Genomic DNA, 25975 nt, shown 5'->3' on the forward strand with positions numbered 1-25975 from the left:
AGCGAGAGGGAGGGCCGGGTGGAGTTCCGCCTGCTCGGGACGGTGTCCATCGCGGTCGAGGCAGGTGAACTGCCGCTGGGTCCCGCCAAGCGGCGCAGCGTCCTCGCGGCCCTGCTGCTCCGGGCCAACTCCGTCGTTCCGGTGGACCGGCTGATCGACGCCGTGTGGGACGAGGAACCGCCCGCGCGCGCCCGCACCGTCGTCCAGGGCCATGTGTCGCGGCTGCGCGCGCTGTTCGAGCAGGGCGGGGCGGACGACCACGGGGTCGAGCTGGCGACCCACGGCCAGGCGTACGAGCTGCGGATGCCCGAGCAGCTCCTCGACGCCTCCCGCTTCGAGGAGCTGGGCCGACTGGCCGGACACCAGAAGCACCCGGCGGACGCCGTGCTCATGCTCCGTGAGGCCCTCGCCCTCTGGCGGGGACCCGCGCTGACCGGGACGGCGCACAGCGAGCCGCTGCTGGCCGCGGCGCGGGCCCTGGAGGAGACGCGGCTCGTCACGGTCGAGCAGCTGGCGGCGGCGTACGGACGGTTGGGCGAGCACGTGAAGGCGGCGGCCCTGCTGCGTGCGGAGGCCGCGGCGCATCCGCTGCGCGAGTCCCTGGTGGCGGCGCTGCTGCTGGCGCTCTACCGGGCGGGGCACCAGTCGGACGCGCTGGACTGCTACCACCGCACGCGGAGCCGGCTGGCCGAGGAGCTGGGCGTGGACCCGGGGCCCGCGCTGCGGGCGGCGTACGAGGCGGTCCTGCGCGGGATGCCGTCGGCCGGGCCGAGCGTGCCGTGGCCGACTGTGCCCGATGCGGGGGGCGACGGCGCGTCCACCGGCGACGCGGATGCCGACGGCCCCGGGGCCGAGCCCGCGCCGACGGCTCCCGCGGACCTCCCCGTACCCGACCTGCTCCCGCGCACGCCCCGCGGCTTCCTCGGCCGCCGCCGCGAGCTGGCCGCGCTCGACGCGGCCGTCGACAGCGCCCGGGTCGCGCTGATCACCGGCCCCGCCGGAGTCGGCAAGACCGCTCTCGCCCTGCACTGGGCGCACCTGCGGGCCGACCGCCACCCGGACGGGGTGCTCTACGCCGACCTGCGCGGCTTCAGCCCGGACGACGGGATCAGGAGCGCAGACGTGCTGCGCGGCGAGTTCCTGCCCGCCCTCGGCGTGCCGCCGCGGCGGGTGCCGGAGTCACCGACGGCGGCCGCCGCCCTCTACCGGTCGCTCACCGAGGACCGGGCGCTGCTCGTCGTCCTCGACAACGTGCGCGGCGCCGACCACGCCAGACCGCTGCTGCCCGCGGGCGCCCGCAGCGCCACCGTGGTCACCTCGCGGCTGCGCCTCGGCGGCCTCGTCGTGACCGACCTGGCCCGGCCGGTGCCGCTCGGCGTCCTCGGCCTCGAAGAGTCCGCCGCGCTGCTGGCCGCGGCGGTCGGCGGTGACCGCGTCGGCGCCGAACCGGCCGCCGCCCGGCGGCTCGCCGGACTCTGCGACGGGCTGCCGCTCGCCCTGCGGGTCACCGCGGCCCAGCTCGCCGCCCGCCCGCACTGGCGCCTCGCCGACCTGGCCGCGGAACTCGCCGACGAGCAGCGACGCCTGGCCCTGCTCTCGGTGGACGACTCCGAGGGCACGGACGGGCAGGGGGTGGCCGCCGCGCTCCGCCTCACCGTGCAGCGGCTGCCGGATGAGGCCGCCCGCCTCTTCCGGCAGGTCGGGGTGGTGCCGGGCCCCGACCTGGACCGCCACGCGGCCGCCGCGCTCCTCGACCGCACGCCCGCGGTGGCCGCGGAGGCCCTGGACCGGCTGTGCGACGCCCACCTCCTCACCGAGTACGCGCCGGGCCGCCACACCCTGCACGACCTGGTACGGCTCTACGCGCGGAGCCTCGACCCCGACGAGGACGCGCTGCCGCGCCTCCTCGACCACTACACGCTCACGGCCCTGGCGGCGGCCCGGGCCGCCGAGCCCGACGACCAGCCCTGCTGCACCCTGCCGTCCGACGCCCGGCCGCCCCGGACCGCTCCGCACTTCGCGGGCCGGGACGCCGCGCTGCTCTGGTACGCCGCCGAACGCGACAACCTCGCCGCGGCCGTCGCCGCCGCCCGCGCCGCCGGCCTCCACGACCGGGCCTGGCGGCTCGCCGTCCTCCAGTGGCCGTACATCCTGTGGAACAGCCACGACGGCTGGGCGCCGCTCCTGGAGGACGGTGTCGACTCGGCGGCCCGCGAGGCCGACCCCGACGCCGAGTCACGGGCCAGGGCGCTCCTCGGCTGGGTGCTCACCCAGGAGAACCGGCTGCCCGAGGCCCTGGTGCACCTGCGGCTCGCCCCGGCGCTCGCGGCCCGGGCGGGCGAGCGGTCCAGCGAGGCGACGGCCCTGGTCAACCTCGCGCTCGCCCTCGACCGCTTCGGCGTGACGGACGAGTCCCTGGCCCACACCGCCCGCGCCGCCGCCCTCGTGCACGGCGGCGGCGACGTGATGACCGAACTGCTCGCCCTGGAGCACCGCGCCCGCCAGCTGCTCGCGGTGGGCGACCCAGCGGGCGCCCTCGCCTGCGCACGCGACGGTCTCGCCCTGGACGGCGACACGGTCAACGGTCTCGTGGGCGTCCGGCACAGCATGCTGGCGGCCACGGCGGGCGCCGCGCTGCTCGACCTGGGCAGAACCGCCGAGGCCGTACCCGCACTCGAAAGAGAACGGAGCCTCGGCATGGCCCACGGCTACAAGGAGAGCGTGCACCGGGCGCAGGCCCTGCTCGGACGCGTCCAGGGGACCGCGGACACGGCGGGGGGACGCTAGCGGGGCACCGGCGGGCTGGTTGCGGGGCGCCACGGTACGGCTGGCGCCGCACACGGCGAGGGAATGATCAAGGGGCCGTTCCGGATTCCTCCGAAACGGCCCCTTGACCTGCGACTCTTTCGAGTCGGGACGACAGGATTTGAACCTGCGACCCCTTGACCCCCAGTCAAGTGCGCTACCAAGCTGCGCCACGTCCCGTTGCCCGTCTGACCTGGGGTTTCCCCGGCCCGGCGTGCATGAGAACAATACCGTACTCCGGGCGGTGATCACTAACCGCTTTCCGGGCGGGGCTCCGGAACCGGTCAGCGCTCCGGGGGTCGGCCGATCTCCGGGTGGGCACGGAGCAGGCCGGGCGGGGCGGCCTGGCGCCAGGAGTCGGCGAGGATCGCGTACAGCTCGTCCTCGTCGTCCAGGGCGCCGAGCCGGACGCGCAGCCAGGCGTAGGCGTCGTCGTGGCCCTCGCGGAGGAAGAACTTGCCGGGCTCGGAGACGATCAGTTCCGCCCGCTCCTCCTTGGGGCACTTCACGCCCATGACCTGGTCGTCGTCGTCCAGGGAGGCGAAGATCCCGCCACGCGGGCCCGCCCGGAAGGCGGGCCTGCCCCAGGCCGGCTTCTCGACGGCCCCGGGCAGGGAGAGCGCGATTCTGCGTACGTCGTCGGCAGTGGCCATGCCCCGACCGTACGGCGCGGCAGTGACAAGAGGGGGTGGTGCCGCGAGGCTGGGCGAATGAATCACGCTTTACGTGCACGTTCGTTCGATCGCGCCGCGGCCCAGTACGCCGCCCACCGCCCGTCGTACCCCCCTGCCCTCTACGACGCCCTGGAGGAGTTGTCCGGGCGTCGTCTGGCCGGCGCCCGCGTCGTCGACGTCGGCGCCGGGACCGGCATCGGCACCGCCCCGCTGATCGGCCGCGGGGCCCGGGTCGTGGCCGTGGAACCCGGCGACGGCATGGCCGCCGAGTTCCGCCGCGCCCTGCCGGACGTACCGCTCGTCCGGGGCGACGGCAACCACCTGCCCCTCGCCACGGGGTCCGCGGACTTCGTGACGTACGCCCAGGCCTGGCACTGGACGGACCCGGCCCGCTCCGTCCCCGAGGCGCGCCGGGTGCTGCGTCCCGGGGGCACCCTGGCGCTCTGGTGGAACGACGCCGACCGGTCGGTGCCGTGGATCGCGGAGCAGGTCCGCCGCGCCCGCAGCCACCTCGGCGCCCCGGAGGAAACCGAGGCGGACGTGGCCGCGATCAGGGGGCTGCCGGTGGAGCTGGGCCTGGTGCACCGCCGGGTCCGGTGGAGCCGCCGGGTGTCGCTGGAGTCGCACCTGGCGAACCTGACGAGTCACTCGGAGTTCCTGGTGCTGGGAGAGCCGGGCACGAGCGCCTTCCTCGCCGAGGAGCGGCGGCTGCTGTCCGCGCTGTTCCCGGACGGCACGATCGAGGAGCGGTACGTCACCGATCTCAGCCTCGCGGTCCTCGACCCCGGCATCTAGCGCGTAGCCGTCCCTCGCGCGCCGCGGTGTGCGCCGGAAGTGGAGGAGCCCGCCGCACACCGCATCGCGCCCCCATGCGCCGGGACGGCCCGGGTCGGCCGTCCCGGCCCGCGGCCCGGTCCGGCCGCCGCGTGCCCGTGGCCGTCGTCCGGACGTCGGGCGCGGGCCATCCGGCCGGCACGAAGGCCACGCCCGTCGCGCACCGCGCGCCGACCCGGAGGTAGCTGTTCCGGTTTTCGTCGCCGCGTCCATCACCAGCGCGTTTCGGCGGACTGGGCGGCGTACGGAGAGCGCGCGACCAACGGCTCCCTCGGCTCGTCCACGCCGTGGGCGCCCGCCCTGCCACCTGGGGCCGCCAAAGTCGTTCAAGCAAGGGACAGTTCGCGCCGGATTCGATCCGCATTCTTGCTGAATCGGTCCGCCAGCACGGGAAAGGCGGGGCGCCTGCGCACGATTGGGGCGTACGACGGGCCGCACGCGCCATATGGCCACGAAAGCTTTGCCCTTGGCATGTGGCAGACGGAAGCGCGAGGGGAATGCCCTTCGGATAGGACTGGTCAAACCCCTACCACGCACAACACAGTTCTAATCAAACGTCAAGGGTCTGTGTTTTGGACAAGCTTGAAGACCGTGTTGAAACCGTTCCGAAGAGATCAACACCATGGGATGTCGGCCTGCTCGGAACGGGACCACTGCCGATGCACCACCTGCTCGAACAACCGCGCGAGCAGGCGTTTCGCAGAGGAGGGCTCGCATGGACGGCTATTTCGCCGGTCGACTGCATCACCAACTCCGGCAGCAGGTACGGCACTTCGCAGAGGCCGAGGTGAGGCCACGGATTCCGGCCATGGAGGCGACCCGCTCGGTCGACTACGGACTGTCCCGGCTCATCGCCCGGCAGGGCTGGCTGGGCGCGACGATCGGCGCGGAGCACGGCGGGATGGGCATCGGCCATCTCGGCAAGACGATCATCATCGAGGAGCTGTCCCGGGTCAGCGGCGCCATGGGCGCCATGGTCCAGGCCTCACAGCTCGGCGCCGCCAAGATCGTCCACTTCGGGAGCGACGAGCAGAAGAAGACCTGGCTGCCGGCCATCGCGTCCGGCGAGTGCCTGCCGACCATCGCGGTCACCGAGCCGGAGTCCGGCGGCCACGTCCTGGGCATGACGGCCACCGCCGTACGGGACGGCGACGACTACGTCCTGAACGGCCGAAAGGTGTTCGTCGGCAACAGCCACGTGGGGGACCTGCACGGGGTCGTCGTCCGTACGGGCCCGGGTTCCAAGGGGCTGACGGCCTTCCTCGTGGAGGCCGGCCGGCCGGGTTTCCGGGTCGGTGACGAGAAACCGACGATGGGCCTGCACGGCTTCAGCTTCGGCGAGCTGTTCTTCGAGAACTGCCGGGTCCCGGCGGCGAACCGGCTCGGCGAGGAGGGGGACGGCCTGGCCGTCGCGTACTCGTCGAGCGTGCTGTACGGCAGGGCCAATCTCACCGCCGTGTCCCTCGGCATCCACCAGGCGATCCTGGAGGAGACGACCCGCTTCTGCGCCGAGCGGCACCGGTACGGCAAGCCCCTGCACGAGCTGCCGCCGGTGAAGCTCAAGCTGGGGCAGCTGCAGTCGCGGCTGATGACGGCCCGGCTCGCCGCGTACCACGCGGTGCACCTGCTCGACCAGGGGCTGCCCTGTGACGCCGAGCTGATGAACGCCAAGCTGGTCAACGTCGAGTCGGCGCTCGACTCGGCCCGCACCTCGATGGAGATCCACGCCGCCGCCGGACTGTTCACGGACCGGCCCATCGAGCGCTACCTGCGGGACGCCCACCACATCTTCGCCCCGGCGGGCACGTCGGACGTGCAGCTGCTGCGGCTGGCCGAGGTGGCGCTGGGCACGGCCAAGGGCGAGTGGTCGGAGCGGCTCGCGGACGTCGTACGGATGGAGCCGGTCCCATAGGCCGCCGTACGGGATCCCCGAGGGGGCACGGGGGAGGCGCCCTCTCGGGGACGGCCGGGACCGGCGTCCGGGCCGCTGTCCGGGGCCGGTGCGGGACGGCGACCGCACGCCGCCCCCTGGGGCCGGCCCGCGGGCCGTCCGGGGCTCAGATGGCGTGGTCCTCGCGGCGGTGGATCTGCTCCACCAGCTCCGCCGCGAGGGACTTGATGGTCTCCAGCCCGGCACGCCCCCACGGCCGGGGCTCGGTGTCGACGACGCAGATCGTGCCGAGGGCCGTGCCCGTACGGTCGATGAGCGGCGCCCCCAGGTACGAGCGGATCCCGATCTCGTCGACGACGGGGTTCCCCGCGAACCGCGGGTAGTCGCAGACGTCCTCCAGGACCAGCGCCTTGCGGCGGACCACCACGTGCGGGCAGTAGCCGTGGTCGCGGGCCATGTAGCGGCTCACGGCGCCGGAGGAGGCCGCGGCGCCGAGGTCGGTGCCGCTGTGCGTGCCGGTCGGGGTGTGCAGACCCGCGAAGAACTGCCGGTTCTCGTCGATGAAGTTGACCATCGAGTACGGCGCCCGCGTCACCTCGGCGAGCCGGTCGGCGAACGCGTCGAAGGCCGGGTCCGGGCGGTCGCCCAGCCCCAGCTGGCGCAGTCGCCGCACCCGGGCCGGGGCTTCCTGGTCGATGGGGGTCAGCAGCAGGTATCCGGTCGGGTCATAGGTCATGACGGTGCTCCATAGCTCGGCGCCGGTGCCGGGGCCGCGTTGGTGGCCAGCAGGTGCTGGACCAGGGTGACCAGGGTCTGGATCCCGGAGCTGGCGATCCGGGCGTCGCACAGCACGACCGGCACCTCCGGCTTGAGATCGATCGCGGCCCGTACCTCTTCGGGTTCGTAGCGGTACGAGCCGTCGAACTCGTTGACGGCGACGACGAACTGGATGCCGCGCCGCTCGAAGAAGTCCACGGCCGAGAAGGACTCCTGCAGGCGCCGGGTGTCGGCCAGTACGACCGCGCCGAGCGCGCCCTCGGAGAGTTCGTCCCACATGAACCAGAAGCGCTCCTGGCCCGGTGTGCCGAACAGGTACAGCACGTGCCGGTCGTCCAGGCTGATCCGGCCGAAGTCCATGGCGACCGTGGTGGTGGTCTTGGACTCGACGCCCTCCAGGGAGTCGGTGGCCGCGCTCACCTGGGTGAGCAGCTCCTCCGTACTCAGCGGTTCGATCTCGCTCACCGCACCGACGAAGGTGGTCTTCCCCACGCCGAAGCCGCCCGCGATGAGGACCTTCAGGGCGGTGGGGAAGACGTCGCCGGTCTCGTCCCGGCTGTCAGAGCCGTCGTCGTAGGCCATCGAGCACTGCCTCCAGCAGCGAACGGTCGGTGGTGGTGTCGTGGTAGCGGGGCGCCCGTGCGGTCAGCGCCCCGCAGTCCACGAGGTCCGAGAGGAGCACCTTGGTGACGACCGCGGGCAGCCGTAAGTGCGCCGCGATCTCGGCCACCGAGGTCGGCCCGTCGCACAGCCCGAGGGCGACCGTGTGCTCGGGGCCGAGGGGTGCGGGGGGCACCGTCCCGGTGGCCATCACCAGGGAGAGCAGGTCCAGCGAGGCCGTGGGCCGGGTGCGGCCGCCGCTCACCGTGTAGGGACGGATGAGGCGGCCGGCCGCGTCGTCGAGCCAGGGCCGTCCTGTCGGGACGGCACGGTCAGCGCCCCGGGACGCCCGGTGCGGCCGCGGCTTGTCTGGCCGGCGTGACGAGGTACGGGCGCACGCTCTTGACCAGCATGGTCATCTCGTAGCCGAGGACCGCCGCGTCGGTCTCCCGCCCGGCGACGACGGCCAGGCAGGTGCCGGAGCCGGCGGTGGAGACGAACAGCAGGGTCGAGTCGAGCTCGACGACGACCTGGCGGACCTCTCCCCGTCGCCGAACCGGGCTCCGGCGCTGCGGCCGAGCGAGTAGAGCCCGGAGGCCAGGGCCGCCATGTGGTCGGCGCTGTCCGGGTCCAGGCCGTGCACCGATTTCACCAGGCCGTCCGAGGAGAGCAGAACCGCGCTGCGGGTGTACGGGACCCGCTGGACCAGGCCGCTCAGCAGCCAGTCGAGATCCGAGGAATGGCCGGTAGGCACATCGCTCGCCATTGCATCTACTCCTTGTGGGCTTCGTCGTGTCGCTGCGGTTCGAGGGTGTCGGCGGACGGCGGGGGCATGGCCTCGGCGAGGCCGATGCCGCGCTGGAAGGCCGCCATCAGGCCGGGGTCGTGCAGGACGTGGTCGTCCTGGTGGCGCCGTACGGGCTCGTCGCGCAGCTGCGGGACGAGGTGCTCCTGGGCACGGCGCTTGGGCAACTGGGGTCGGCCTTCGAGGGTTTGGCCGGGGTCGGGATCGAGGCCGTGGTGGGGGCCGCTGGGGTCGGTGCCGGGGCCCGTGCCGTGGCTGTGGCCGGGGCCCGTGCCGTTGCCCGGGCCGGGGCCGGTGACGTGGTGGGCGGCGTGGCCGTGGCCGGCTCCGTCGCCCGCGGGGCGAGGTCCGGGGAAGGTCCCCGCCGGGCCGGGACGGTCCGTGCGCTCGCCGCGGACCGGGAGCGGCGCGGGAGCGGCGCCGTGACGGGGCGCGGTGCCGCCGACGGCGGCGGTGGTGGCCTGGGTGCCGCGCGGGGCGTCCGCCGCGTGGCGTACCGGGCCGGTCGGGGTGCCGCCGCGGTGCGGTGCGCCGACCGCGTGCTGGGCCTGTCGGGGCAGCTGCCCGGAGATCCCGGCGGTGAGGGCCGTGTCGGGCATCGGCGCGGTCAGCGTGTCGGGGGCCTGGGCCGTGGCGGCGGGGGTGGTGCCGGCCGCGGCTGCCTGCTGCGGGTCGGTCTGCTGGAGCGCGTTCGGGTCGGCGCCGAGCAGTCCCTGCGGGATGACCAGGACGGCCTGGACACCGCCGTAGATGTTGGACTGGAGGCGGACGGCGATGCCGTGCCTGCGGGCCAGGGCGGAGACGACGTAGAGGCCGATCCGGCCGTCCTGGAGGAGGTGCGCCACATTCACCTGATCGGGGTCGGAGAGCAGCGCGTTCATCTTGTCCTGCTCGCCGACCGGCATGCCGAGGCCGCGGTCCTCGACCTCGACGGCGAGGCCGGCCGTGACGTACTGGGCGCGCAGCAGCACGGTGGTGTGCGGCGCGGAGAACAGCGTGGCGTTCTCGACGAGTTCGGCGAGCAGGTGGATGACGTCGGCGACGGCGTGCCCGCGCAGGGTGCCGTCGATCGGCGGGACGAGCTTGACCCGGGGGTACTGCTCGACCTCGGCGATGGAGGAGCGCAGGACCTCCGTCATGGTGACCGGGTTGGACCACTGACGGCGGGAGATGGCGCCGCCGAGCACGGCGAGGTTCTCGGCGTGGCGGCGGATGCGGGTCGCGAGGTGGTCGACGTGGAAGAGGCCCTTGAGCAGCTCGGGGTCCTCGACCTCGTTCTCCAGCTCGTCGAGGAGCTGGATCTCGCGGTGGACGAGGGACTGGAGCCGTCGGGCGAGGTTGACGAAGACCTCGACCTTCTGTTCGTTGCCGACGCTGCTGGAGAGCCGCGAGGCCTGGACGACGGCCGCGACGGCGGCGTCGTGCGTACGGCTGATCTCCTGCGTGAGCAGGTCGAACTCGTCGCCCCCGGGTGACGGCGGCGGGGTCTGGTGCACGTCCGGGCGTTCGCCGCGGCGCAGCTGTTCGACGACGGCGCGCAGGTCGTTCTGGCTGCGGGCGGTGGAGCGCCGCAGCGTGTGGCAGCGGTCGAGTACGGACTTGGCGGCGCGGTCGGCGCCGAGTGCCGCGGAGAGGATGGCGGCCACGACGATCGCCGCCGAGCAGGCCAGTGCGACCCACAGGGCCGTCGTGGGCCGGTCGCCGGTGGAACGGATGGTGAAGAGGACCGCGGCGGCGCCGCCGAGGGCGGCCACGACGGCGGGCAGCACGGAGGCGCGCAGGAGTTGCGGACGTATGCGGGCTTCCGGGGTGGGCGTCGCGGGGCGCGGCCTGCCACTGTTCGGCAGGGGACGAGCGCCTGTCCGGCCGTGCCGCCCGCCCTCACGACGGTCGGGCCGCGCGGCGGGTGCGCGTAGTTGAGACATCAGCGTCCTTGGTACGTGGTCCCAGGGAATCGGCGTATTTCGGCGTCATACGGGTGTTCGGCTTCGGGAGCGGACGGGCGCATCATGCGTCTGATGAGCCCACCGTTGATCACCGGCCACACACGGTAGTCGCCAACCGTTCACGCACGATGGGCTGTTGTCAAACTTGCCCGTAGAGCGTCCCGCTCTGGTATGAGGGGTCGCACGGAGAACCGAAAATCCCGAGCGCCTGAAACGCACGATCCGGACACGCCCTGGTCGGCTGCCGCCGCGTACGAGCCGGCCGGGGGGTACGGGGGTCCGTTCGGTCCTGGCTCAGGCCTGGTTCGTCTGCGGTTCGGGCCTGGCCCGGGCCCGGGACCTGTTGTGAAAGTCCTGGTCGCGTGGGGTCTGGCGTCCACTGGGGGTGTCGTTGTCAGCCGTGCGGTGCATGATCGGCGCGTCGGCTTTTCGCGGAGGCGGGGACGAGCACGGCGGTCGCAGACGGGTGGCCGGGCCTTCCGGGCGGGGTCCGCGTGGGCACCCAACGTGACCTCGCGGCGACCGTCGGGTGCGGGCTTCGGCGGCCAATGGTCGCCCTCCAGCCCCCGTGGGATCATTTGTCCCAGGGGCTACCCGAAGGGGGCGTAATGTCCCGCATCGAAGAAAGCATCGACATCTCCCGTCGCCCCGACGACGTCTTCTCGTACCTGACGGATCCGGATCACATCGCGGAGTGGGAGGAGAGCGCCGTAGCGGTACGCACCCTGAGTGAGGGGCCGCTCGGCGTCGGCTCCCGCTTCCAGGTGCAGCGGCGGATCGGGCGCCTGGAGCGCCCCATGACCATGGAGGTCACGGAGTTCGACCCGCCGCGCAGCTGGCACTTCCACGGCGTCGACGGCCCGGTCCGCAGTGACCTCCGGGGCAGGATCGAGCCGCTCGACGACGGCGAGCGGTCCCGGCTGACGTTGTCCCTCGACCTCGAGCCGCACGGCATTGGCAAGGTCCTCGTCCCGCTGGTCGTCAAGCCAATGGTCCGTAAGGAGATTCCGCGGGACGGGGCGCACCTCAAGGAACTGCTCGAGGCCGGCGCGTCCTAGGTGTATTGATCACGCGCGTTGTTGAGACCTCCGGTGTGGTGGAGGTGTCCGAGCTGCACCGCACACGGAGGTCTTCGTGTGCCACCGTCATGCCCGGCTGACCGGTCACGGCGGGCCGGGTGCCGTCACGCCGCCGGCGGCGGAGAGCCCGTAAACCGTCTGCCACGGCCCGTACTCCAGGGGCAGTTCCCTCCACGGAGCACTTGCGCGCACCGGCCACCGGATCCCGTCGATCGACTTCCGCCGGCCCCACGACGGCCGCCCCAACACCGCGACCGGCAACAGCGGCTCCAACACAGCCCACTGCCCGTCAGAAAGATCTCCCTCCCCCAGCCCGAGATCATCGCGATGCGGGACGACGAAGAACAGAGCCGACTTTCCCAGCACGGCCTAGGGTGGCGGGCACGCGCCCGTACGCATTCCGGAGGCACCCCGCATGCCCGTGACAGCCGGCCCCGACGCCACCGCACCGCCCCCGCGCTCCGGCGGCGGTGCGCGGGGGCGCCATCCGGTGGAGGAGTGGTTCGACGGGGTATGGGCCCGTACCCGCCTCGTCCGGGTCCTGGCCGGCGGTGAGGACGCCGGACCGCTCGGAACGCGCCCGCTCCTCGGCTCGGTCGAGTCGGACGATGCCTTGGCCGAATTGAGAGCCCTCTCGACGCGGGGGGCCATCGGCGACGACACCTGCCGATGTCACGGCAGCCTCACCATCGCCCTGCACGACGCCGAGGGTGACCTCCTCGGGCGGGCGAGTCTGCACGGCATGGACGCCCTTCTGTGGGAGGGCGGCCGGTTCTGCGGCAACCTCGATGTCGCCGACCCCGTCGGTCTGGTGCTGTTCCTGGCACGGCACGGGGCGGTGAGGTGGCTCGCGCACCTCTCCGGCCGCCTCGCGTACGCCCTCGGCCTCCGCGAAGGGCGTCCCCAGTTCCGCGAGGCCGGCAACGGCCGCCACGGGGCTCGGCTGCTGGAGGTACGAAGGGTTCCCGAGCCGCTGCGCCCGCGCCTCGCGGGGATGTCGGGGCACGACTGCGGCCGTCTCCCCGACGACCAGGTCGAGGAGCTCCGCCGCCTTCTGTCGCGAGGGGAGCCGGACCCGCAGCGCCGCGCGATGCTCCTGCTGGCCTGGCTGGGGCGGCTGCCGGAACCCATGGAGGCGGACTACGGCGAGGGGGTCCTGGTGCGGTCGCTCCTGCGGGACCTCCGCCCCCTTGCCGCCGCACGGGCCGCGGGCCCCGCCGACCCCCATGTCGCCCTGGGCCTCCTGCGGTGGCTGGGCGGACAGCGGGAGACGGAGGGCGTCGACGCGGACGCCTTGGCCGAGTACGTCGGCGCCTTCCTGCGCAAGGCCCGTGGCGCCCATGGAATTGGCGGTCGGTCAGGGACGTTGATCACTTCATGACTCAAGGACCAGCACCTCGCCCACTGTCCGACGAAGCCCTCTCCGACCTGCTCGGCAAGCAGCAGTTCGGCACGCTCGCCACCGTCAAACGCAGCGGCCACCCCCACCTGACCACCATGCTCTACCACTGGGACCCCGAGGCCCGCATCGTGCGGTTCTCGACGACGGCCGACCGCATCAAGGTCAAGCAACTGCGGCGCGACCCGCGTGCGGCACTCCACGTGCAAGGCGGCGACGTCTGGTCGTTCGCCGTCGCCGAGGGCGAGGCCGAGGTCTCCCCGATCACCGCGGTCCCCGGCGACGCGGTGGGGCGGGAACTGCTCGGGATGATCCCGAAGTCTGCGACGCCGGAGGACGAAGAGGCGTTCCTGGAGCAGTTGGTCGCCGAACGCCGGGTGGTCATCCGGCTGAAGGTGGACCGGCTGTACGGGACGGCCCTCGACATCAACGGCTAGGGGCGGGTGCGCCGGACGACCGCGCCGGCCCGGCACGGCTGGCCCGAGGCGCGGCTCGGGGGCGCCCAGGGCGCGATATCGGTCGAACGCCTCGCGGCCGTCCGGTACGAACCCTTGGTCGCGGACGAGGTCTTCGAGTTCCCGGCTCGGTCAGCCAGTCGAACCAGGCGACTTCCCGGGATCGGGCTTCACCGCGGTGGTGATGACGGCCTCGTGAAGGCCCAGCCAGTAAGGGCTGATCACACCCGCGCACAAGAACGTGAGCACGAAGCGGGGTTCGACGTGGACGCCCAGTTCTTCGGCCAGTTCCCGGGCCGCGGCCTCTGCGTACGACTCGCCGGCATCGACGGCGCCACCGAGCATCCAGTTGAACTGGCCCGGGAAGCGGGTTGCGTCGTCCGGGCGGCGGTGCGGTGGGACACACGATCCCAGGGTGGCCTCAAGGGATCGCTCCCGCGTGTCCGCGCCGGCTGTTGCCGGCCACGAGACCGGTGGCGCCGCACGTCACTGTTTGACCTTCGAGTTGGTTGAAGCTCAATGATGGCGGCGTGCCGAATTCCGAGCTGATGCCGATCGGGGTCTTCGCCCGACGCAGTGGCCTGACCTCCAGCGCGTTGCGGTTCTACGCCGACTCCGGGCTGCTGGCCCCCGCCGAAGTCGACCCGGTCTCGGGCTACCGCTATTACAGCGCCGACCAGGTGGCGCGGGCGATCCTGCTGCGTCAGCTCCGTGAGATCGCCATGCCCCTGGCTCGTGTCGAGGCGGTGCTCGCTTCCGGGGCTGACGAGGCATCCCGGCTCCTCGATGAGCATGTGTCGAAGGTCGTCGGGGATGCGGCAGCGGCACAGCGGAAGGCTGCGGTCATCAAGGCCGCGCTCGGTGACGTGCCGGGGCTTCCGATTGCGGTGCTGAAGGGTCCTGTGCTGGCAGATGTGGTGGAGCAGGTCCTGACCGCGACCGCGCACGAGCCCGGGATGCCGGTACTCGCCGGCCTGCGCATCGAGGCGAGTCATGAGGCGGTCACCCTGACCGCGACCGACCGTTACCGGCTCTCCACCCGAACCCTGGTGCCGGCCGAACCACCGGCGCAGACGTGGGCCGGCACGGTCGACGGCGACGAGCTGCGGGCCGCGGTCGCCGGGATCCGCCGCAGTCCGCAGGTGCGGCTCGAAGCGGTGCCGTACGGGATCTGGCTCCGCGTGGCCGAGCGGGAGGACCGGCATTGCCGGTTGCTGCCCGAGGAGTTCCCCGACCATCGGCTGATGCTCGCGTCACTGGGCCAGGTCACCACACGTGTGACGGTCTCGAAGGATCTGCTGCTACGAGCCTTGGAAGAACAGCCGGGCGAGCGCATCGCGCTGCACGTGGCCGACCACGAACTGCATGTCGTGCCAGTGGACGACGAACACCCCGGCATCCCGCTCCCGGCCACCGCGACGGGACAGGCCCTCCGGATCCGCTTCGAGCTGACCACGCTCTATCCCGCCGTGAGCACCGCGATCGGCCCCGACGTGATGCTCGACCTGAGGGGAACCGACCAGCCCGTCACGATCCGCTCAGCCGATCGCGGCGATCTCACCACCCTGGCCATGCCCATCAAGTCCGACCGCTCCGCCTGAGAGAGACGACGAGGAACACTTCATGACCACCGCATCCGCCGCCCCCGACCCGACCATGGAAGCCATCGGCCGAGCCGTCGCCGAAGGCCGAGCCGGTGACATCGCTTCCGCCCGCCGAAAGCTCCTGAGCCTGTGGTCCACGGTCGGAGTCACCGGCGACCCCCTGCACCGCTGCTCCCTCGCCCACTACCTCGCAGATCTCTACGAAGATCCCGCGCAGGCCCTGGCCTGGGACGTCCGGGCCCTGGACGCCGCCGACGCCGTGACCGAGCAGCGCGTCCAGGAGCATCACGCCGGCCTGCGCATCGCCGGCTTCTACCCCTCGCTGCACCTCAACCTCGCCGACAACTACCGACGACTCGGCTCCTTCGACGCTGCCGCCGAGCACATCGACGCGGCCCAAGCGCACGCCCCGAACCTTCCTCGGGATCCGTACGGTGACCTTCTTCGCGGCGCCATCCAAGAGGTCGCCGAAGCCATCGCCGGGCGGGACCGTACACGGCGGGCCTCCGCACCCGGCTCCTCTGCATAAGGCACAAGAAGCACCCCCGGGCCTCGGAGGGTTCTCGCCACGGTTCCATGCACCGATGCAGTCCATCGCGTGCTCAGCCAACTGCCCCTGCATGCAGGTGCGTTCGCCGTCATGGCCGGTATGCCGAATCCAGCCGTTGCCCGGGCCCCGCGTCGCAACAAATGGCTCTGGCGGGGCTGCGACAGCGCTGCCACGCTCGCATTGTCACCGGTACGAGACCTGCCCGCGCTGGTGCCGGCGGACCAGACTGCGCGAGAGTGCCGGCAGTCCCCCAGCGATACCGAGGTCCGTCGTGTCCGCCCTGCCCTTCGTCGCGCCCTGGCTGGCCCTGGCCTCGGCGTTCTGGACGATGCTGCCCCTGGCCTTCCCCCGGCGACGCCAGGCAGGAGTTCTCCTCGCCATCGTGCATCTCCTTGCCACTTTCGCGATCGCGCGCCCTTGGACGGAGGGCTGGTACTGGCGCGACGGAGCCTTGCTGGTTCTGGTGCTCGGGCAGGGGACCCTGGTCGCGCTGGGACGGCTCGCCTTCGAACTGAGCCCGCTCGGTGCACGCGGCAGCACCCCCGCCGGACCGGACGGGGCTCCGTAGCCCGCAGGAGGTGCGGCAGTGCGCGACTCGCCTGTCGTCGCCCCGGGCGGCCTTGGGAGGGGCCGGGGGGGTCAACCAGCGGCGTCGCACCGGGACATGACCACTCCTGCGGCGGCGAGCACCGGCAACCAGGTCCGGCGGTGTGGTGTTGCAGGACGGGCTGTTGGTGACATGGCCCGCTTGCCCCCGCTAGGACGGATGTCCTACAGTCCGGACTGTCGCCTAGGACGAATGTCCTAGGATCGGTCGTCGGGTGTCAGGAGTTGTCGTGGGTACGCGCGAGCAGATCGTCGATGCGGCGAACCGCCTGTTCTATCAGCAGGGCTTCGAGCCGACGTCGTTCGCGACGATCGCGGAAGCGGTGGGAATCTCCCGGGGCAATTTCTACTACCACTTCAGGACCAAGGACGAGATCCTCCAAGCGGTGATCGAGGCCCGGTTGGCGAGTACGCGAAAGATGCTCGCCGAGTGGGCGGACGGCTCGGCGGACCCGCTTGATCGCGTGCAGCGCTTCGTTGAGCTCGTCATCACCAACCGCGGCGACATCGAGAGCTACGGCTGTCCGGTCGGGACGCTGACGAACGAGCTTGCCAAACTGGACCATCCCTCCCGTGCGCACGCCGTGGGTGTCTTCGGGCTGTTCCGCACCTGGCTGTGCGAGCAGTTCGAGGAACTCGGGTTCGGTGCGGAGGCCGATGACGTCGCGATGCACGTTCTGGCATTCAGCCAAGGGGTTGCCACGCTGTCGAACGCCTTCCACGACATCGACTTCGTATACCGCGAGGTCGACCGGATCATCACATGGCTGACTGATCGACTGGCCTCTCACGCATCCGCCGACCGCGCCCGCTGAGCCACAGCCGTTCCTTCTTGTTCCCTTCTTCGTTTGCGTCCCTGCCCGTGAGGAGACTTTCGTGTACGTCGCCCTGCTTCGATTCTCCGCCAACAAGTCCGCGGCCGCCGAGTACATGGCGGAGCACCAGAACTGGATTCGCCAGGGCGTGGAAGACGGCGTCTTCCTTCTCGTCGGGAGCATCCAGCCGGGGCAGGGCGGCGCAGTGCTCGCCACCGGCGTCACGTTGGAGGAGTTCCAGGCGAGAGTGGCCGAGGACCCGTTCGTGATCCACGACGTCGTGGCGGCCGAGGTCATCGAGATCGCCCCGAACCTGACGGACCCGCGCCTCGCATTCCTGAAGGACTGAATACGCGTGGAGACGTTCATCGCCCCCGATGGCGAGCCGCGCTGCCGCTGGGCGGGGTCGGCGCCTGAATTCCTCGGCTATCACGACACGGAGTGGGGCTTTCCGGTCGTCGACGACCGTCGGCTGCTCGAGAAGATCAGCCTGGAAGGCTTCCAGTCCGGACTCAGCTGGCGCACCATCCTGGCCAAGCGCGAGAACTTCCGGACCGCTTTCGCCGGGTTCGACTTCCACGCGATCGCCGACTTCGCTGACGATGACGTACGGCGCCTGGTGAGCAACGCCGGCATCGTCCGGCACCGGGGCAAGATCGAAGCCGTCATCAACAATGCCCGCCGGGCCGTGGAGCTCGAGCGAGAGGCCGGCTCCCTGGCGGCGTACTTCTGGCGCTTCGAACCAGACCCGAGCGAGGTTGATCCACCCCAGTCCGTATCGACATCACCGGCATCGGTCACGCTGTCGAAGGACTTGAAGAAGCGCGGCTGGAAGTTCGTCGGACCGACCACCGCGTTCGCCTTCATGCAGGCCATGGGGCTGATCAATGACCACGCCACCGAGTGCTCGACGCGCACCCTGGTCAGGGCGGCCCGCACCGCCGTCACACCGCCTCGGTAGGCATCCCGACCGCCTCCGCCGAATCGCTGCTCGACCGGGCCGCCGCCAGCTGCTGGGCACCCGTCCCTGACAGTCCCTGGGTCGCAGGCTTCTTCCGCTTCACCCCCGGGCGTGAGGAGCGGTCGCGGTGGTCTCCGGCGCCGGACAGGACTCTCGGGGCGGCCCTCGAGGTCGCCGGGAACCGCTTCATCCGGGCGCCTGGGCCAACTGCCGCGTGCGGAGTCCTGAGCATCGGCGGGTGCCTGAATTGGAGTACGGCAGCCACCCGCGGCTGACCTGCCGCTGATGCCCTACCTTGGAGCCGGACGTGCCTGCCGGGGCGCGTGATGACAGGTGGGGGGCGTGAGTCCGTCGTGCACGTGGTCCGTCGGAGTATTCGGCTCGGTATGTTCATCGCCGCGGGGCCTGCGGGCTTCTTCGGGCTCGTCTCACTCATCGGCGCTGCCATGTGGCTGTCCACGGAGAGGTACGAGGACGCCCTCGTCGGCACGCTGCGCGGTGTCGGGTTGGTCGGCGGGACCATGGCGGTCGGCGCCCTGCTCGGTGCCGCGACCGGGGGCGTACTGCTCCTGGCCCCCGAGTGGCTCGCCGCCCGAGCCCCGTTGCGGGGACTGCTCGCCGGAGCCGTCGCGAGCGTGTTCTTCCTGCCGGAGACGCTTGTCGTGGCTGTCGCCACGGATCTCGGCTACCTGCCAACCCTGCTCATCGTCCTGTGCACACCGGTGGTCGGCCTGGTGGCAGCTGTACACAGCGGTGACCTCCTGGGACGTACGCGGCATCACCCCTGGCTGTGGCCGAGAAGTAGCGCCTGAACCGCTCCGTGGCGGAGGCAGCGCGGATCGTCCGGGCCGGCGTGACGGAGATCGCCGGCGGCCAGGCCCATCGTCACGGCCGCCGAACGGCGGGCCACACGTCGGACTCCCGGGAGGCCGTGCGCCAGCCGGCTGGGCACAGGGCCAACCGGCCTGCGGCTTCCCAGCGTGGGACGGGCACGGGTCTCCAGCCGCGCGAGGTGTCTTCCCAGCCGACGCCTACGACGATGAAGGCCCCCCAGTGGTAACTGTGAGAGTGACGCGACCGTACGCCCTCGGCGGCTCGGGCCAGGGCCTTCGCCGGCGGCGTTCCGGACCGGCAGGCGCCATGGAACCCGGTCATGAGGTCTGCCGTCGAGGTGTCGAGAACGGGCCACAGACTGGCCACAATGGATCCTGCGTTCCATCAGTTGCCGGACGGTCAGTACGTCATCGGCCAGCAACAGGCCCGAGCGCAACGGTGAGCGTTCGTCGAAGATCGCATGCGCTGCCACATGCGCGATCTCCGTTCCGGTCAGGGCGTCGAGCACGGCCCGGACCGTGGCCCGCTCACCCATCAGAGGAGCGGGGACGTCGAGTGTCCGGGCCACCTCACGTGCTTGCAGGCGCGCATATGGCAGGTCACCCCGGGGGTCCCCCACCACGACACGGCGACCGGGGGGTGCCGGTGGCATGTCAGCCTGGAGCGAGGCCACCTGCAGGGATGGCAGCGTGAGCACGGGCAGGGGACCGCCGTCCGGCGCCAGCAGGCCCGCGCGGGCGGTGACCACCATCCACGGTATGCGGTGGAGCGGCCCGTGTGGCGCTACGAGAAGCCGTTCCGCTCCGGCCAGCCGGGGAGCCGCACGGTCCCACAGGTCGAGGGACGGTTCATGCCACGTCTCGGCGCCGAACTCCACGCCGTGCGGCGTGACCTCGGTCGCGAACTCTTCCTCGATGCCCGGGAGAGTCCGGGCATCGACCGGCATGGACACCACAAAGGCCTCATCCCTCCCGGCATGGGGCGGCCGATCCGCCTGGGCACCCGCAGACGGTCCATGACCTGGGTGAACGCAGGTGCGTCCCCGGCCTGGCCGGGGGTGAGGACGAAGGCGGGCGGGCGGCAGCGGCCGTCCGCAACGAGATGGATCTTCGTGGTCAGTCCACCGCGGGACCTTCCAAGAGCATGATCGGGCGGCTCGCCAGCCAGAGCCCCTCTTGACGGGCCCCGCCAGCGTGCTGGTGAGCACGGACAATCGTGGAGTCCACCGCCACGCCCCAGTCCAGATCGCTCTCGGCGTCGGCCTGGGCGAGCAGAGCGGTGAAGACCTTTTCCCAGGTCCCGTCGGCGGCCTACATCCACAGCCGGTTGTAGGCCCCTTTCCAGGACCCGAACTCGACAGGCAGATCCGTCCAGGGCGAACCGGTCCGGTACTTCCAGGCGATCGCCTCGATCACCTGCCGGTGATCACGCCACCGCCCGCCCCGCTTCGGCGTCCGATCCGGCAGCAACGGCTCAATTCGCGCCCACTGGGCGTCGGTCAACGACACACCAGACCAACGATGAGATGATCTGAACGCAACTGCCTAGTCGTTCCGCCAGTTGACGAAGGACACCTCGTCCGGCAGGACCACGCTGATCTTCCCCTGTCGAAACGCCTCGTCGCCCAAGAGCTTGAAGAGGAACTCGGCCATCCCAAGGGGGTGCAACTGCATCTCCGGGCTGGTGTGCCTCCCGCAGATCAGGACCGGCCATCGATCCGGGTCGTCGTCCGTGGTCACCCAGCAGTAGATGTCCGCCCCCGACGTCACACCCCACGCCACGATCGATCCAGGGTCCACGTCGAAGTCGGCCTCGTCGCGGCACATCTCCCAGGTGTAGCGGGCGTTCTCCGTCTCTTCCTGCAGACCGGACGTGTACGGGTACCCGTCGGCCTGCAGTGCCGGCAGCAGGATGCTGATCCTTTCACTGATCGCCCCCGCCCCGTACACCTCCATGAAACGGACGTAGTCCGAGGGGAACCGAGTCCCCCAGGCCGCCTCGACGCCGCCCCAGTCAACCCGCTCGTCCACCCCATGAGCCACCGGCATGAGCTCGGCAAGTGCCGCCACCGCGTCCGTCCCGCGCATGTCTCGCCCTTCGTCCCGCCGCCCGCACTGCGCGGCGTGTCGTATCCGAGAGCCCAACTTACGAGGACCGCCTCGGCAGCAAATCTCCGGGGCGCCGCCTCCGGAGCCCGTCAAGATCCGAAAGAGACGGCCTAGCCCACGCGACAGCAGCTCGATGCCCTCACGTCCGGCTTCCAGCGCGCGGTGCAGGAATTCGGGCCCCTGACCAACGCTGCCGAGTTGGTAGTTGTAGACGAGAACGTTGAGCAGAGCACCGATGCGGAACGTGGACGCCGGGGGTACAAGGGCGAGCTGCCGCTCACTCAGTTCCGCGATCGCGGCCGTGACCGAGGGGTCGAGGTTGCCTGGGGTGAGCCGTTGCTCGTTACCCGTCGATGAGCCGGTATCCGGTGGCCTTGCGCCCCCGGCGGGGCGATCGGTGTGGTGGACGCCTTCCATCGCGGGTTCGGTGGAGGTGCCGCCGGAGATCTCCAGCAGGTCCCGGCGTCGGCCGGCGCGCGGGTCACATCCGGCGACCACGATCTCAAGGAGAAGGCGGCGGCGCCCGGCCGGGGCACGGCCGTAGGTGGCTCACAAGCCCGGCCGCCGCTCCCGTCCCACGGTGGTGACGTGGCTGTCGTGGAGCCAGGCGGCCGGGACATACGCAGCAAGGCGTGCCCGGCCGTTCAGTGGCCTCGTGCGGCCACGAACTGCCCCAGCAGGGTCCCGAAGGGCATGTCCAGGTCGCCGTACAGCAGGGGGGCGACCGGGTGGGCGTTGTCCGCGAGCATCTCGACCACGAGGCTCGCGTAGTCGCTGACGACGACACCGGCCTGCTGCAGGCGCAGCAGGCCCGTCTCGCGCTTGGTCGCCGAGAAGGTGCCACAGGCGTCGACGGCGACGTAGGCCGTGTAGCCGGCGGCGGTGGCGGAGATCGCCGGGAGCGCCGCGCAGACCTCCAGCGACGTGCCTGCCACGATGAGCCGGTCGCGGCCGAGCGCCTCGACGGTGGCGCGCACGCGGTCGTCGTGCCAGGCGTTGACGGTCGAGCGGTCGATGACCTCGAGGTCCTTCGGCAGAGCGGCCTGGAGCTCCGGCACGAGCGGGCCCCACATGTCGTCCGCCGACGTCGTCGTCGCCACCACGGGGACGCCCAACCGCTGGGCCGCGCGGGCGAGCGCGGTGACGTTGTGCTTGAGCTCGGCGACGCCGATGTCCCGGACGCCCGTGAACAGCCCGATCTGGTGGTCGACCAGCAGGAGGGCGGTGTTGTCGCTGGTGAGGGGAGTGGGGAAGGGGTTCGTCATGGCAGGTTCCTTTGCACTGGCCGGGGAGGGATTCGCGCTCCGGCCGGGTCGGCGGGGCGTGGAAACGATGATTGACCTCACGCCGCCACACCTGTGAATGTTTCATCCGTGCCTGAATCCTCGACCGAACCCTTCGACTGCTGCGCCGAGTTCACCTTCACGCCCGCCGATCTGGCGCGGCTGCGGTTCGCCTTCTCCCCGGTGTCCGAAGCCGTCGCGAGCCTGCGCCTGCTCCAGGACCCCGGCCGCCACGCTCTGCATCTTCCGTGGATCCGCGCGGTACGGCCCCGCTTGGGTGCGATGGACCTGCGCCTGCTCTTCGCCCTCGCCCCGCTCGGCCCCTACCTTCCGGACTTCCTCACCCCGCCGCCGACGAGCCCCCTGCCGGACATCACCGCCGAACTCGGCCTCGTGGCGTCGGCGGACCCCGACGTCGCCGCCGCCGAGGTCGCCCGCGTCCCGGCGGCGGACACCGCACCGGTACGGGAGTTCCTCGCCGACCCCGCCGCCGGAACGGCCCGGGTCGCCGCCCAGCTGCGGCTCTACTGGGACACGGCCCTCGCTCCGTACTGGCCGCAGATCCGGGGGTTGTTCGAATCCGAGGTGCTGCGCCGTTCGCGCCAGCTCGCCCGCGAGGGCGCGGCTGTCATGTTCAACGACCTGCACGAGAACGTACGGTGGGAGGCCGGCGTGCTGCGGGTGCGCACTCTCGCCTGGCAGCGGAGCGGCCCGCTGTTCGGCGACGGCATCATCCTGGTGCCGAGCGTCTTCCAGTGGCCCGACACCCTCGTGATGGCGGAGCCGTACCAGCCGATGCTCATCTACCCGGCACCCGGTGTCGCCACCGTGTGGCAGCAGGGGCCGGTGCCGACCCCCGACGCCCTGAACGCGCTCATCGGCCGCACCCGCGCCAGGGTCCTCGTCTCACTCACCGAACCGGTGACCACGGTCATGCTCGCTCGTCGACTCGGCATGGCGCCGGGAGCCGTCAGCCAGCACCTGAAGGTGCTGCACACCGCGGGTCTGCTGGCGCGCCACCGCAACGGCCGCGAGGTCTTCTACAGTTGCTCCCCGCTCGGTCTCGCCCTCGGCACCCGCTCGTGACCGTCGGCCGGGGTGCACCAGGCCGTCACCACCGCGGCCGGCGTCGCCATCGGTGATGCGCTGACCGCTTGAGCCCGCCGTCGTTCGCCGGCACTCCCGGCCGGTTGACTAGCTTGGGCAGATCGCGGCTTCGATGTGGGTGAGCTGGGCGGCGAGGATCTCCTCGAACGCGGCGCCGCGGTCCGCCCCGAGCGGGCGCACGTCACGGGCGAAGTGGGCCAGGGCCGGGAAGCGTTCGGGGTCGGCGCCCAATACCGCCACGCGGAACAACTCCATGCCCTGTTCGCGCTCTTCCGGGGTGACCGTGCTGACCCCGGCCTCGGAGGCGATCAACGCGGCGATGAGGACCGCGATCCGGTGGTAGCGCACCGGGATCTCCTCGTCCGGCAGTCCCGACGCGCGCAGGGCCTGCAGCACCTCCTCCATGACCAGCCGGGAACCGGTGCCCGATGAGGCGTGGCGTCCCCAGACCGCGGCCAGCTGGGGCTGCCGCCCGAAGGCTTCTCTCACCCGCAGGGCCAGGGCGGTGATGCGCTGCTTCCAGTCGCCCTCGGGGCGGTAACCGTCCATCGCGGCCAGGAGGATCCGGTCGGCGACCGCACGCAGCAGTTCGGTCTTGCTGCGGAAGTGCCGGTACAGGCTGGAGGAATCGGTCCCGAGGGCCGCGGCCAGTTTGCGCACGCTGAACGACTCCGCGTCACTCGTGCGCAGCAGCTCCGCCGCCGCATCCAGGATCTCTTCGGTCGACCAGCGCCTTCGACCTGCCATGTCGCTCCTCTCGCCAGGTCTCAGCCTACCTGTGCACTTGGTGTTGCACGCACCGCGTGCATAATGAGGACATGAGCGTGCCGAGAAGACCGGCATGCCACTCGTGCCCTGTTTGCCCTGTGGTCCGGGTCAGGCGACCGATGCGGAGCTCGCCCCGGGCCCGGGAATACGAAAGGACGCATGACGTGAACAACCGACTGGATTGCGCGGCGCTGGACGCCGCCATCGAAAACGTCCACCGCGCCGGGATGCCGGGCCTGTTCGCCGAGGTGCGAGACGGCGACCGGGTCTGGCGCGGCGCCGCCGGGGTCGCCGACGTCGCCACCGGCCGCCCCGTCACCGCCGGCATGCGGCACCGCGTTGGCAGCATCACCAAGACCTTCACCGCCGCAGCGGTTCTCCAGCAGGTCGAGAGCGGTCGGATCGGTCTCGACACACCGATCGGCCGATACCTTCCGAAGCTGGTTCCCGGAGAACGCGGGGACACGATCACGGTCCGGATGCTGATCAACCACACCAGCGGCCTCGCCGAGTACCTCCCGTACGCCTATCCCTCCCTCAAGGCGTTCCCCGCCCTCGCGGACACCGGTCCGCAGAGCCTGGACGACCACCGGTTCACGCGGTTCGACCCCACTGACCTGATCGAGATGGGGGTCACCGCACCCGCCGTCGGCGCCCCGGGCGGCACTCCGGGGGTGTACTCCAACACCAACTACCTGCTCCTCGTCGAACTGCTGGAACAGGTGACCGGCACCACGGCCGAGCAGTACATCACCCGGAACGTCATCGAGCGCGCCGGACTCCGGGACACCGAACTGCCCGCCGGACCGTACGTCGACGGGCCGCACTCCCAGCTCTACGAGTCGTGGTTCGGCATGATCGACCCGCCACGCGACTACAGCGTCTACGACATGTCATGGGTGGGGCCGTCGGCCTCGCTGATATCGACCGTCACGGACCTCAACCGCTTCTACGGCATGCTGCTGGCCGGACGGATCGTCAGCCCGTCGTCGCTGGCGCAGATGCGACGCACCGTCCCGGTCATCTCCCAGGAGGGAAGGACGATCGACTACGGCCTCGGCCTGCACCGATGGAGGATCCCGGCCAGGCCACCTTCTGGGGCCATGGCGGCACGGTCTGGGGCGGTGGAGCGCTGGCCATGATCCGGGCCGACGGCAAGCGGCAGATGTCCGTCGCGGTGAACCTGCAGAGGTGGAACAGGCTCGACTCCTCCGGCAAGCCGCAGCCCCACCCCATCGACGACGCGCTGGCGACGTTCCACCGCCTGGCGATGTACGGCTGACCGGACCGGAGGGCGGCACATGGGAGGCGTTCCGCGTCGCGCACCTGCCCGTCACCCGCGCGCGGCGCGGCGCTCCCGCTCCTCCCGGACGGCCCGCAATCCGAGTACGACCACGCGCAGCCCGTGTTCGAAGCCCGTGTCCTCGTCCAGGGAGAGCAGGTCACCAGACGCCTCGGCGGTGAGCGGGAAGCGCTCGGGATCGATGCCTGCGGCGATCCGCTCGGGCGTGTACGGGTTGTCGCCGCCGTACGCCGCGCTGGTGTGGGCCTGTTCCTCGATGGTGTACCCAATGGTGAAGTGCAGGAGGGCCGGGAATCCGCGGGCCGCCTCGCCGAGCGTGAATCCCGCGTCCTTGAGCGTGCGCAGGGTCAGCTCCACCCCGTGGTACACCGCCGGGTGGTTCACGTAGGTGCCGGCGAGGACGCGCGCGCCGTCGCGGTGACCGAGCATCGCCTGCCTGAGGTGACGGGCCCAGTCGGCGAGCCAGTCCTCCCAGGGCGCACCCTGGGGCGGCGTCAGCCTCTCGGCGGCCTCCACGTAGATCAGGGTGGCCATGGCATCGAGCAGCTGCTGCTTGTTCTTGACGTGCCAGTAGAGGGTGGGGGCCCGCACGCCGAGCTCCTGGGCCACCAGGCGCATGCTGAGCCCGTCGAGGCCGACGTCGTCGAGCAGGCGCAGCGACGTCCGGGCAATCACCTCGGAGTTGATCTTCATCCGCCCCCTCACTCCCTCGCCCTCCTCGGGCAGTTGACACTCTAACACCGTTAGAGGCAGCCTCTAACGGTGTTAGAG

General features: G+C 71.5%; 26 protein-coding genes, 1 tRNA gene and 4 pseudogenes. 15 read left to right on the plus strand and 16 right to left on the minus strand.

The features are described 5' to 3' along the window. Positions 1-18: 18 nt before the first annotated feature. Entirely contained in the window at positions 19-2787 is a 2769-nt protein-coding gene (locus ABEB09_RS03530) for an AfsR/SARP family transcriptional regulator (protein ID WP_345686991.1), read from the plus strand. Between the two features lie 124 nt (positions 2788-2911). Here ABEB09_RS03530 and ABEB09_RS03535 read toward each other — a convergent pair. Beyond that, positions 2912-2985 (minus strand) — tRNA-Pro (locus ABEB09_RS03535). Positions 2986-3089: 104 nt separating this feature from the next. Next, a complete protein-coding gene (locus tag ABEB09_RS03540) occupies positions 3090-3458 on the minus strand; it encodes an MmcQ/YjbR family DNA-binding protein (protein WP_345686993.1) in 369 nt (122 codons plus the stop codon). 57 nt (positions 3459-3515) lie between these two features. Here ABEB09_RS03540 and ABEB09_RS03545 point away from each other — a divergent pair, with 57 nt between their 5' ends. Both ABEB09_RS03545 and ABEB09_RS03550 read left to right on the plus strand, forming a co-directional pair. Beyond that, complete coding sequence (locus tag ABEB09_RS03545; RefSeq protein ID WP_345686995.1) at positions 3516-4274, plus strand: class I SAM-dependent methyltransferase; 759 nt, start codon at positions 3516-3518, stop codon at positions 4272-4274. A 754-nt stretch (positions 4275-5028) separates the two neighbouring features. Then, positions 5029-6225 (plus strand): acyl-CoA dehydrogenase family protein, encoded by a 1197-nt coding sequence (locus tag ABEB09_RS03550; RefSeq protein WP_345686997.1) that lies wholly within the window; start codon positions 5029-5031, stop codon positions 6223-6225. 145 nt (positions 6226-6370) lie between these two features. Here ABEB09_RS03550 and ABEB09_RS03555 read toward each other — a convergent pair whose 3' ends face one another. The 5 genes and pseudogenes from ABEB09_RS03555 to ABEB09_RS03575 form a co-directional block, all read right to left on the minus strand. Beyond that, positions 6371-6940, minus strand: a complete 570-nt coding sequence (locus tag ABEB09_RS03555) for a GAF domain-containing protein (protein WP_345686999.1) — start codon at positions 6938-6940, stop codon at positions 6371-6373. After that, positions 6937-7563, minus strand: a complete 627-nt coding sequence (locus ABEB09_RS03560; RefSeq protein ID WP_345687001.1) for a GTP-binding protein — start codon at positions 7561-7563, stop codon at positions 6937-6939. The genes ABEB09_RS03555 and ABEB09_RS03560 overlap by 4 nt, the downstream gene beginning before the upstream one ends. Then, positions 7541-7846, minus strand: a complete 306-nt coding sequence (locus ABEB09_RS03565; protein ID WP_345687002.1) for a DUF742 domain-containing protein — start codon at positions 7844-7846, stop codon at positions 7541-7543. Before ABEB09_RS03565 ends, ABEB09_RS03560 begins: the two co-directional genes overlap by 23 nt. A gap of 67 nt (positions 7847-7913) precedes the next feature. After that, a pseudogene (locus ABEB09_RS03570) lies at positions 7914-8347 on the minus strand (roadblock/LC7 domain-containing protein). Positions 8348-8352: 5 nt separating this feature from the next. Further along, complete coding sequence (locus tag ABEB09_RS03575; RefSeq protein WP_345687003.1) at positions 8353-10311, minus strand: sensor histidine kinase; 1959 nt, start codon at positions 10309-10311, stop codon at positions 8353-8355. Positions 10312-10940: 629 nt separating this feature from the next. On the opposite strand from ABEB09_RS03575, the gene ABEB09_RS03580 reads away from it, so the two are divergent. Next, positions 10941-11390 carry an SRPBCC family protein gene (locus ABEB09_RS03580; protein ID WP_345687004.1) on the plus strand — a complete coding sequence of 150 codons (450 nt, stop codon included), beginning with the start codon at positions 10941-10943 and terminating at the stop codon, positions 11388-11390. A 105-nt stretch (positions 11391-11495) separates the two neighbouring features. Here ABEB09_RS03580 and ABEB09_RS03585 read toward each other — a convergent pair whose 3' ends face one another. Beyond that, positions 11496-11777 (minus strand): transposase, encoded by a 282-nt coding sequence (locus ABEB09_RS03585; protein ID WP_345687007.1) that lies wholly within the window; start codon positions 11775-11777, stop codon positions 11496-11498. A 49-nt stretch (positions 11778-11826) separates the two neighbouring features. On the opposite strand from ABEB09_RS03585, the gene ABEB09_RS03590 reads away from it, so the two are divergent. Both ABEB09_RS03590 and ABEB09_RS03595 read left to right on the plus strand, forming a co-directional pair. Then, positions 11827-12792, plus strand: coding sequence for a hypothetical protein (locus tag ABEB09_RS03590; protein WP_345687009.1), 966 nt, complete (start codon positions 11827-11829; stop codon positions 12790-12792). After that, complete coding sequence (locus tag ABEB09_RS03595; protein WP_345687011.1) at positions 12789-13247, plus strand: PPOX class F420-dependent oxidoreductase; 459 nt, start codon at positions 12789-12791, stop codon at positions 13245-13247. The genes ABEB09_RS03590 and ABEB09_RS03595 overlap by 4 nt, the downstream gene beginning before the upstream one ends. A gap of 150 nt (positions 13248-13397) precedes the next feature. On the opposite strand, the gene ABEB09_RS03600 is transcribed toward ABEB09_RS03595, so the two are convergent. Further along, positions 13398-13610 (minus strand): NUDIX domain-containing protein, encoded by a 213-nt coding sequence (locus ABEB09_RS03600; RefSeq protein ID WP_345687013.1) that lies wholly within the window; start codon positions 13608-13610, stop codon positions 13398-13400. A 185-nt stretch (positions 13611-13795) separates the two neighbouring features. On the opposite strand from ABEB09_RS03600, the gene ABEB09_RS03605 reads away from it, so the two are divergent. The 7 genes from ABEB09_RS03605 to ABEB09_RS03635 all read left to right on the plus strand — a co-directional run bounded on the left by ABEB09_RS03605 (position 13796) and on the right by ABEB09_RS03635 (position 18613). Beyond that, positions 13796-14866, plus strand: coding sequence for a DNA polymerase III subunit beta family protein (locus ABEB09_RS03605; protein WP_345693827.1), 1071 nt, complete (start codon positions 13796-13798; stop codon positions 14864-14866). Between the two features lie 22 nt (positions 14867-14888). Continuing rightward, a complete protein-coding gene (locus ABEB09_RS03610; protein WP_345687015.1) occupies positions 14889-15398 on the plus strand; it encodes a hypothetical protein in 510 nt (169 codons plus the stop codon). A gap of 292 nt (positions 15399-15690) precedes the next feature. Further along, the gene (locus ABEB09_RS03615) at positions 15691-15987 is read left to right on the plus strand and encodes a hypothetical protein (protein WP_345687017.1); all 297 of its coding nucleotides are present in this window, start codon (positions 15691-15693) and stop codon (positions 15985-15987) included. Positions 15988-16255: 268 nt separating this feature from the next. Continuing rightward, positions 16256-16840 carry a TetR/AcrR family transcriptional regulator gene (locus ABEB09_RS03620; protein ID WP_345687019.1) on the plus strand — a complete coding sequence of 195 codons (585 nt, stop codon included), beginning with the start codon at positions 16256-16258 and terminating at the stop codon, positions 16838-16840. Positions 16841-16901: 61 nt separating this feature from the next. Continuing rightward, positions 16902-17189: a YciI family protein gene (locus ABEB09_RS03625; RefSeq protein WP_345687021.1), complete on the plus strand. Its 288-nt coding sequence runs from the start codon at positions 16902-16904 to the stop codon at positions 17187-17189. A 6-nt stretch (positions 17190-17195) separates the two neighbouring features. Then, positions 17196-17801, plus strand: coding sequence for a DNA-3-methyladenine glycosylase I (locus ABEB09_RS03630; RefSeq protein ID WP_345687023.1), 606 nt, complete (start codon positions 17196-17198; stop codon positions 17799-17801). Between the two features lie 386 nt (positions 17802-18187). Further along, positions 18188-18613, plus strand: coding sequence for a hypothetical protein (locus ABEB09_RS03635; protein ID WP_345687025.1), 426 nt, complete (start codon positions 18188-18190; stop codon positions 18611-18613). Positions 18614-18686: 73 nt separating this feature from the next. Here the strand turns inward: ABEB09_RS03635 and ABEB09_RS34850 are convergent, their stop codons facing one another. The 5 genes and pseudogenes from ABEB09_RS34850 to ABEB09_RS03650 form a co-directional block, all read right to left on the minus strand. Continuing rightward, entirely contained in the window at positions 18687-19001 is a 315-nt protein-coding gene (locus ABEB09_RS34850; RefSeq protein ID WP_380840710.1) for a CHAT domain-containing protein, read from the minus strand. A gap of 25 nt (positions 19002-19026) precedes the next feature. Further along, positions 19027-19581: pseudogene (locus tag ABEB09_RS34855) on the minus strand (CHAT domain-containing protein); the annotation flags it as partial. Between the two features lie 32 nt (positions 19582-19613). Further along, a pseudogene (locus ABEB09_RS03640) lies at positions 19614-20143 on the minus strand (IS5 family transposase); the annotation flags it as partial. 36 nt (positions 20144-20179) lie between these two features. Then, a complete protein-coding gene (locus ABEB09_RS03645) occupies positions 20180-21241 on the minus strand; it encodes an SMI1/KNR4 family protein (RefSeq protein ID WP_345687027.1) in 1062 nt (353 codons plus the stop codon). A gap of 146 nt (positions 21242-21387) precedes the next feature. Continuing rightward, complete coding sequence (locus ABEB09_RS03650) at positions 21388-22008, minus strand: isochorismatase family protein (protein WP_345687029.1); 621 nt, start codon at positions 22006-22008, stop codon at positions 21388-21390. Between the two features lie 108 nt (positions 22009-22116). Between ABEB09_RS03650 and ABEB09_RS03655 the strand changes: the two genes are divergently transcribed. Next, positions 22117-23112, plus strand: coding sequence for an ArsR/SmtB family transcription factor (locus tag ABEB09_RS03655; RefSeq protein ID WP_345687031.1), 996 nt, complete (start codon positions 22117-22119; stop codon positions 23110-23112). A gap of 108 nt (positions 23113-23220) precedes the next feature. On the opposite strand, the gene ABEB09_RS03660 is transcribed toward ABEB09_RS03655, so the two are convergent. After that, a complete protein-coding gene (locus tag ABEB09_RS03660; protein ID WP_345687033.1) occupies positions 23221-23880 on the minus strand; it encodes a TetR/AcrR family transcriptional regulator in 660 nt (219 codons plus the stop codon). Positions 23881-24065: 185 nt separating this feature from the next. On the opposite strand from ABEB09_RS03660, the pseudogene ABEB09_RS03665 reads away from it, so the two are divergent. Beyond that, a pseudogene (locus tag ABEB09_RS03665) lies at positions 24066-25183 on the plus strand (serine hydrolase domain-containing protein). 51 nt (positions 25184-25234) lie between these two features. Here the strand turns inward: ABEB09_RS03665 and ABEB09_RS03670 are convergent. Then, positions 25235-25897 (minus strand): TetR/AcrR family transcriptional regulator C-terminal domain-containing protein, encoded by a 663-nt coding sequence (locus ABEB09_RS03670; protein ID WP_345687035.1) that lies wholly within the window; start codon positions 25895-25897, stop codon positions 25235-25237. Positions 25898-25975 lie beyond the last annotated feature (78 nt).

Origin of the sequence: Streptomyces coeruleoprunus (genome assembly GCF_039542925.1) — a bacterium.
GTDB lineage: Bacteria > Actinomycetota > Actinomycetes > Streptomycetales > Streptomycetaceae > Streptomyces > Streptomyces coeruleoprunus.

Coding starts and splice junctions, on each gene's coding strand:
- ABEB09_RS03650 (WP_345687029.1), bottom strand. CDS start 22,008: ATGACGAACCCCTTCCCCACTCCCCTCACCAGCGACAACACCGCCCTC.
- ABEB09_RS03555 (WP_345686999.1), bottom strand. CDS start 6,940: ATGACCTATGACCCGACCGGATACCTGCTGCTGACCCCCATCGACCAG.
- ABEB09_RS03600 (WP_345687013.1), bottom strand. CDS start 13,610: ATGCTCGGTGGCGCCGTCGATGCCGGCGAGTCGTACGCAGAGGCCGCG.
- ABEB09_RS03590 (WP_345687009.1), top strand. CDS start 11,827: ATGCCCGTGACAGCCGGCCCCGACGCCACCGCACCGCCCCCGCGCTCC.
- ABEB09_RS03580 (WP_345687004.1), top strand. CDS start 10,941: ATGTCCCGCATCGAAGAAAGCATCGACATCTCCCGTCGCCCCGACGAC.
- ABEB09_RS03545 (WP_345686995.1), top strand. CDS start 3,516: ATGAATCACGCTTTACGTGCACGTTCGTTCGATCGCGCCGCGGCCCAG.
- ABEB09_RS03550 (WP_345686997.1), top strand. CDS start 5,029: ATGGACGGCTATTTCGCCGGTCGACTGCATCACCAACTCCGGCAGCAG.
- ABEB09_RS03575 (WP_345687003.1), bottom strand. CDS start 10,311: ATGTCTCAACTACGCGCACCCGCCGCGCGGCCCGACCGTCGTGAGGGC.
- ABEB09_RS03660 (WP_345687033.1), bottom strand. CDS start 23,880: ATGGCAGGTCGAAGGCGCTGGTCGACCGAAGAGATCCTGGATGCGGCG.
- ABEB09_RS03610 (WP_345687015.1), top strand. CDS start 14,889: ATGACCACCGCATCCGCCGCCCCCGACCCGACCATGGAAGCCATCGGC.
- ABEB09_RS03540 (WP_345686993.1), bottom strand. CDS start 3,458: ATGGCCACTGCCGACGACGTACGCAGAATCGCGCTCTCCCTGCCCGGG.
- ABEB09_RS03560 (WP_345687001.1), bottom strand. CDS start 7,563: ATGGCCTACGACGACGGCTCTGACAGCCGGGACGAGACCGGCGACGTC.
- ABEB09_RS03595 (WP_345687011.1), top strand. CDS start 12,789: ATGACTCAAGGACCAGCACCTCGCCCACTGTCCGACGAAGCCCTCTCC.
- ABEB09_RS03635 (WP_345687025.1), top strand. CDS start 18,188: ATGTTCATCGCCGCGGGGCCTGCGGGCTTCTTCGGGCTCGTCTCACTC.
- ABEB09_RS03670 (WP_345687035.1), bottom strand. CDS start 25,897: ATGAAGATCAACTCCGAGGTGATTGCCCGGACGTCGCTGCGCCTGCTC.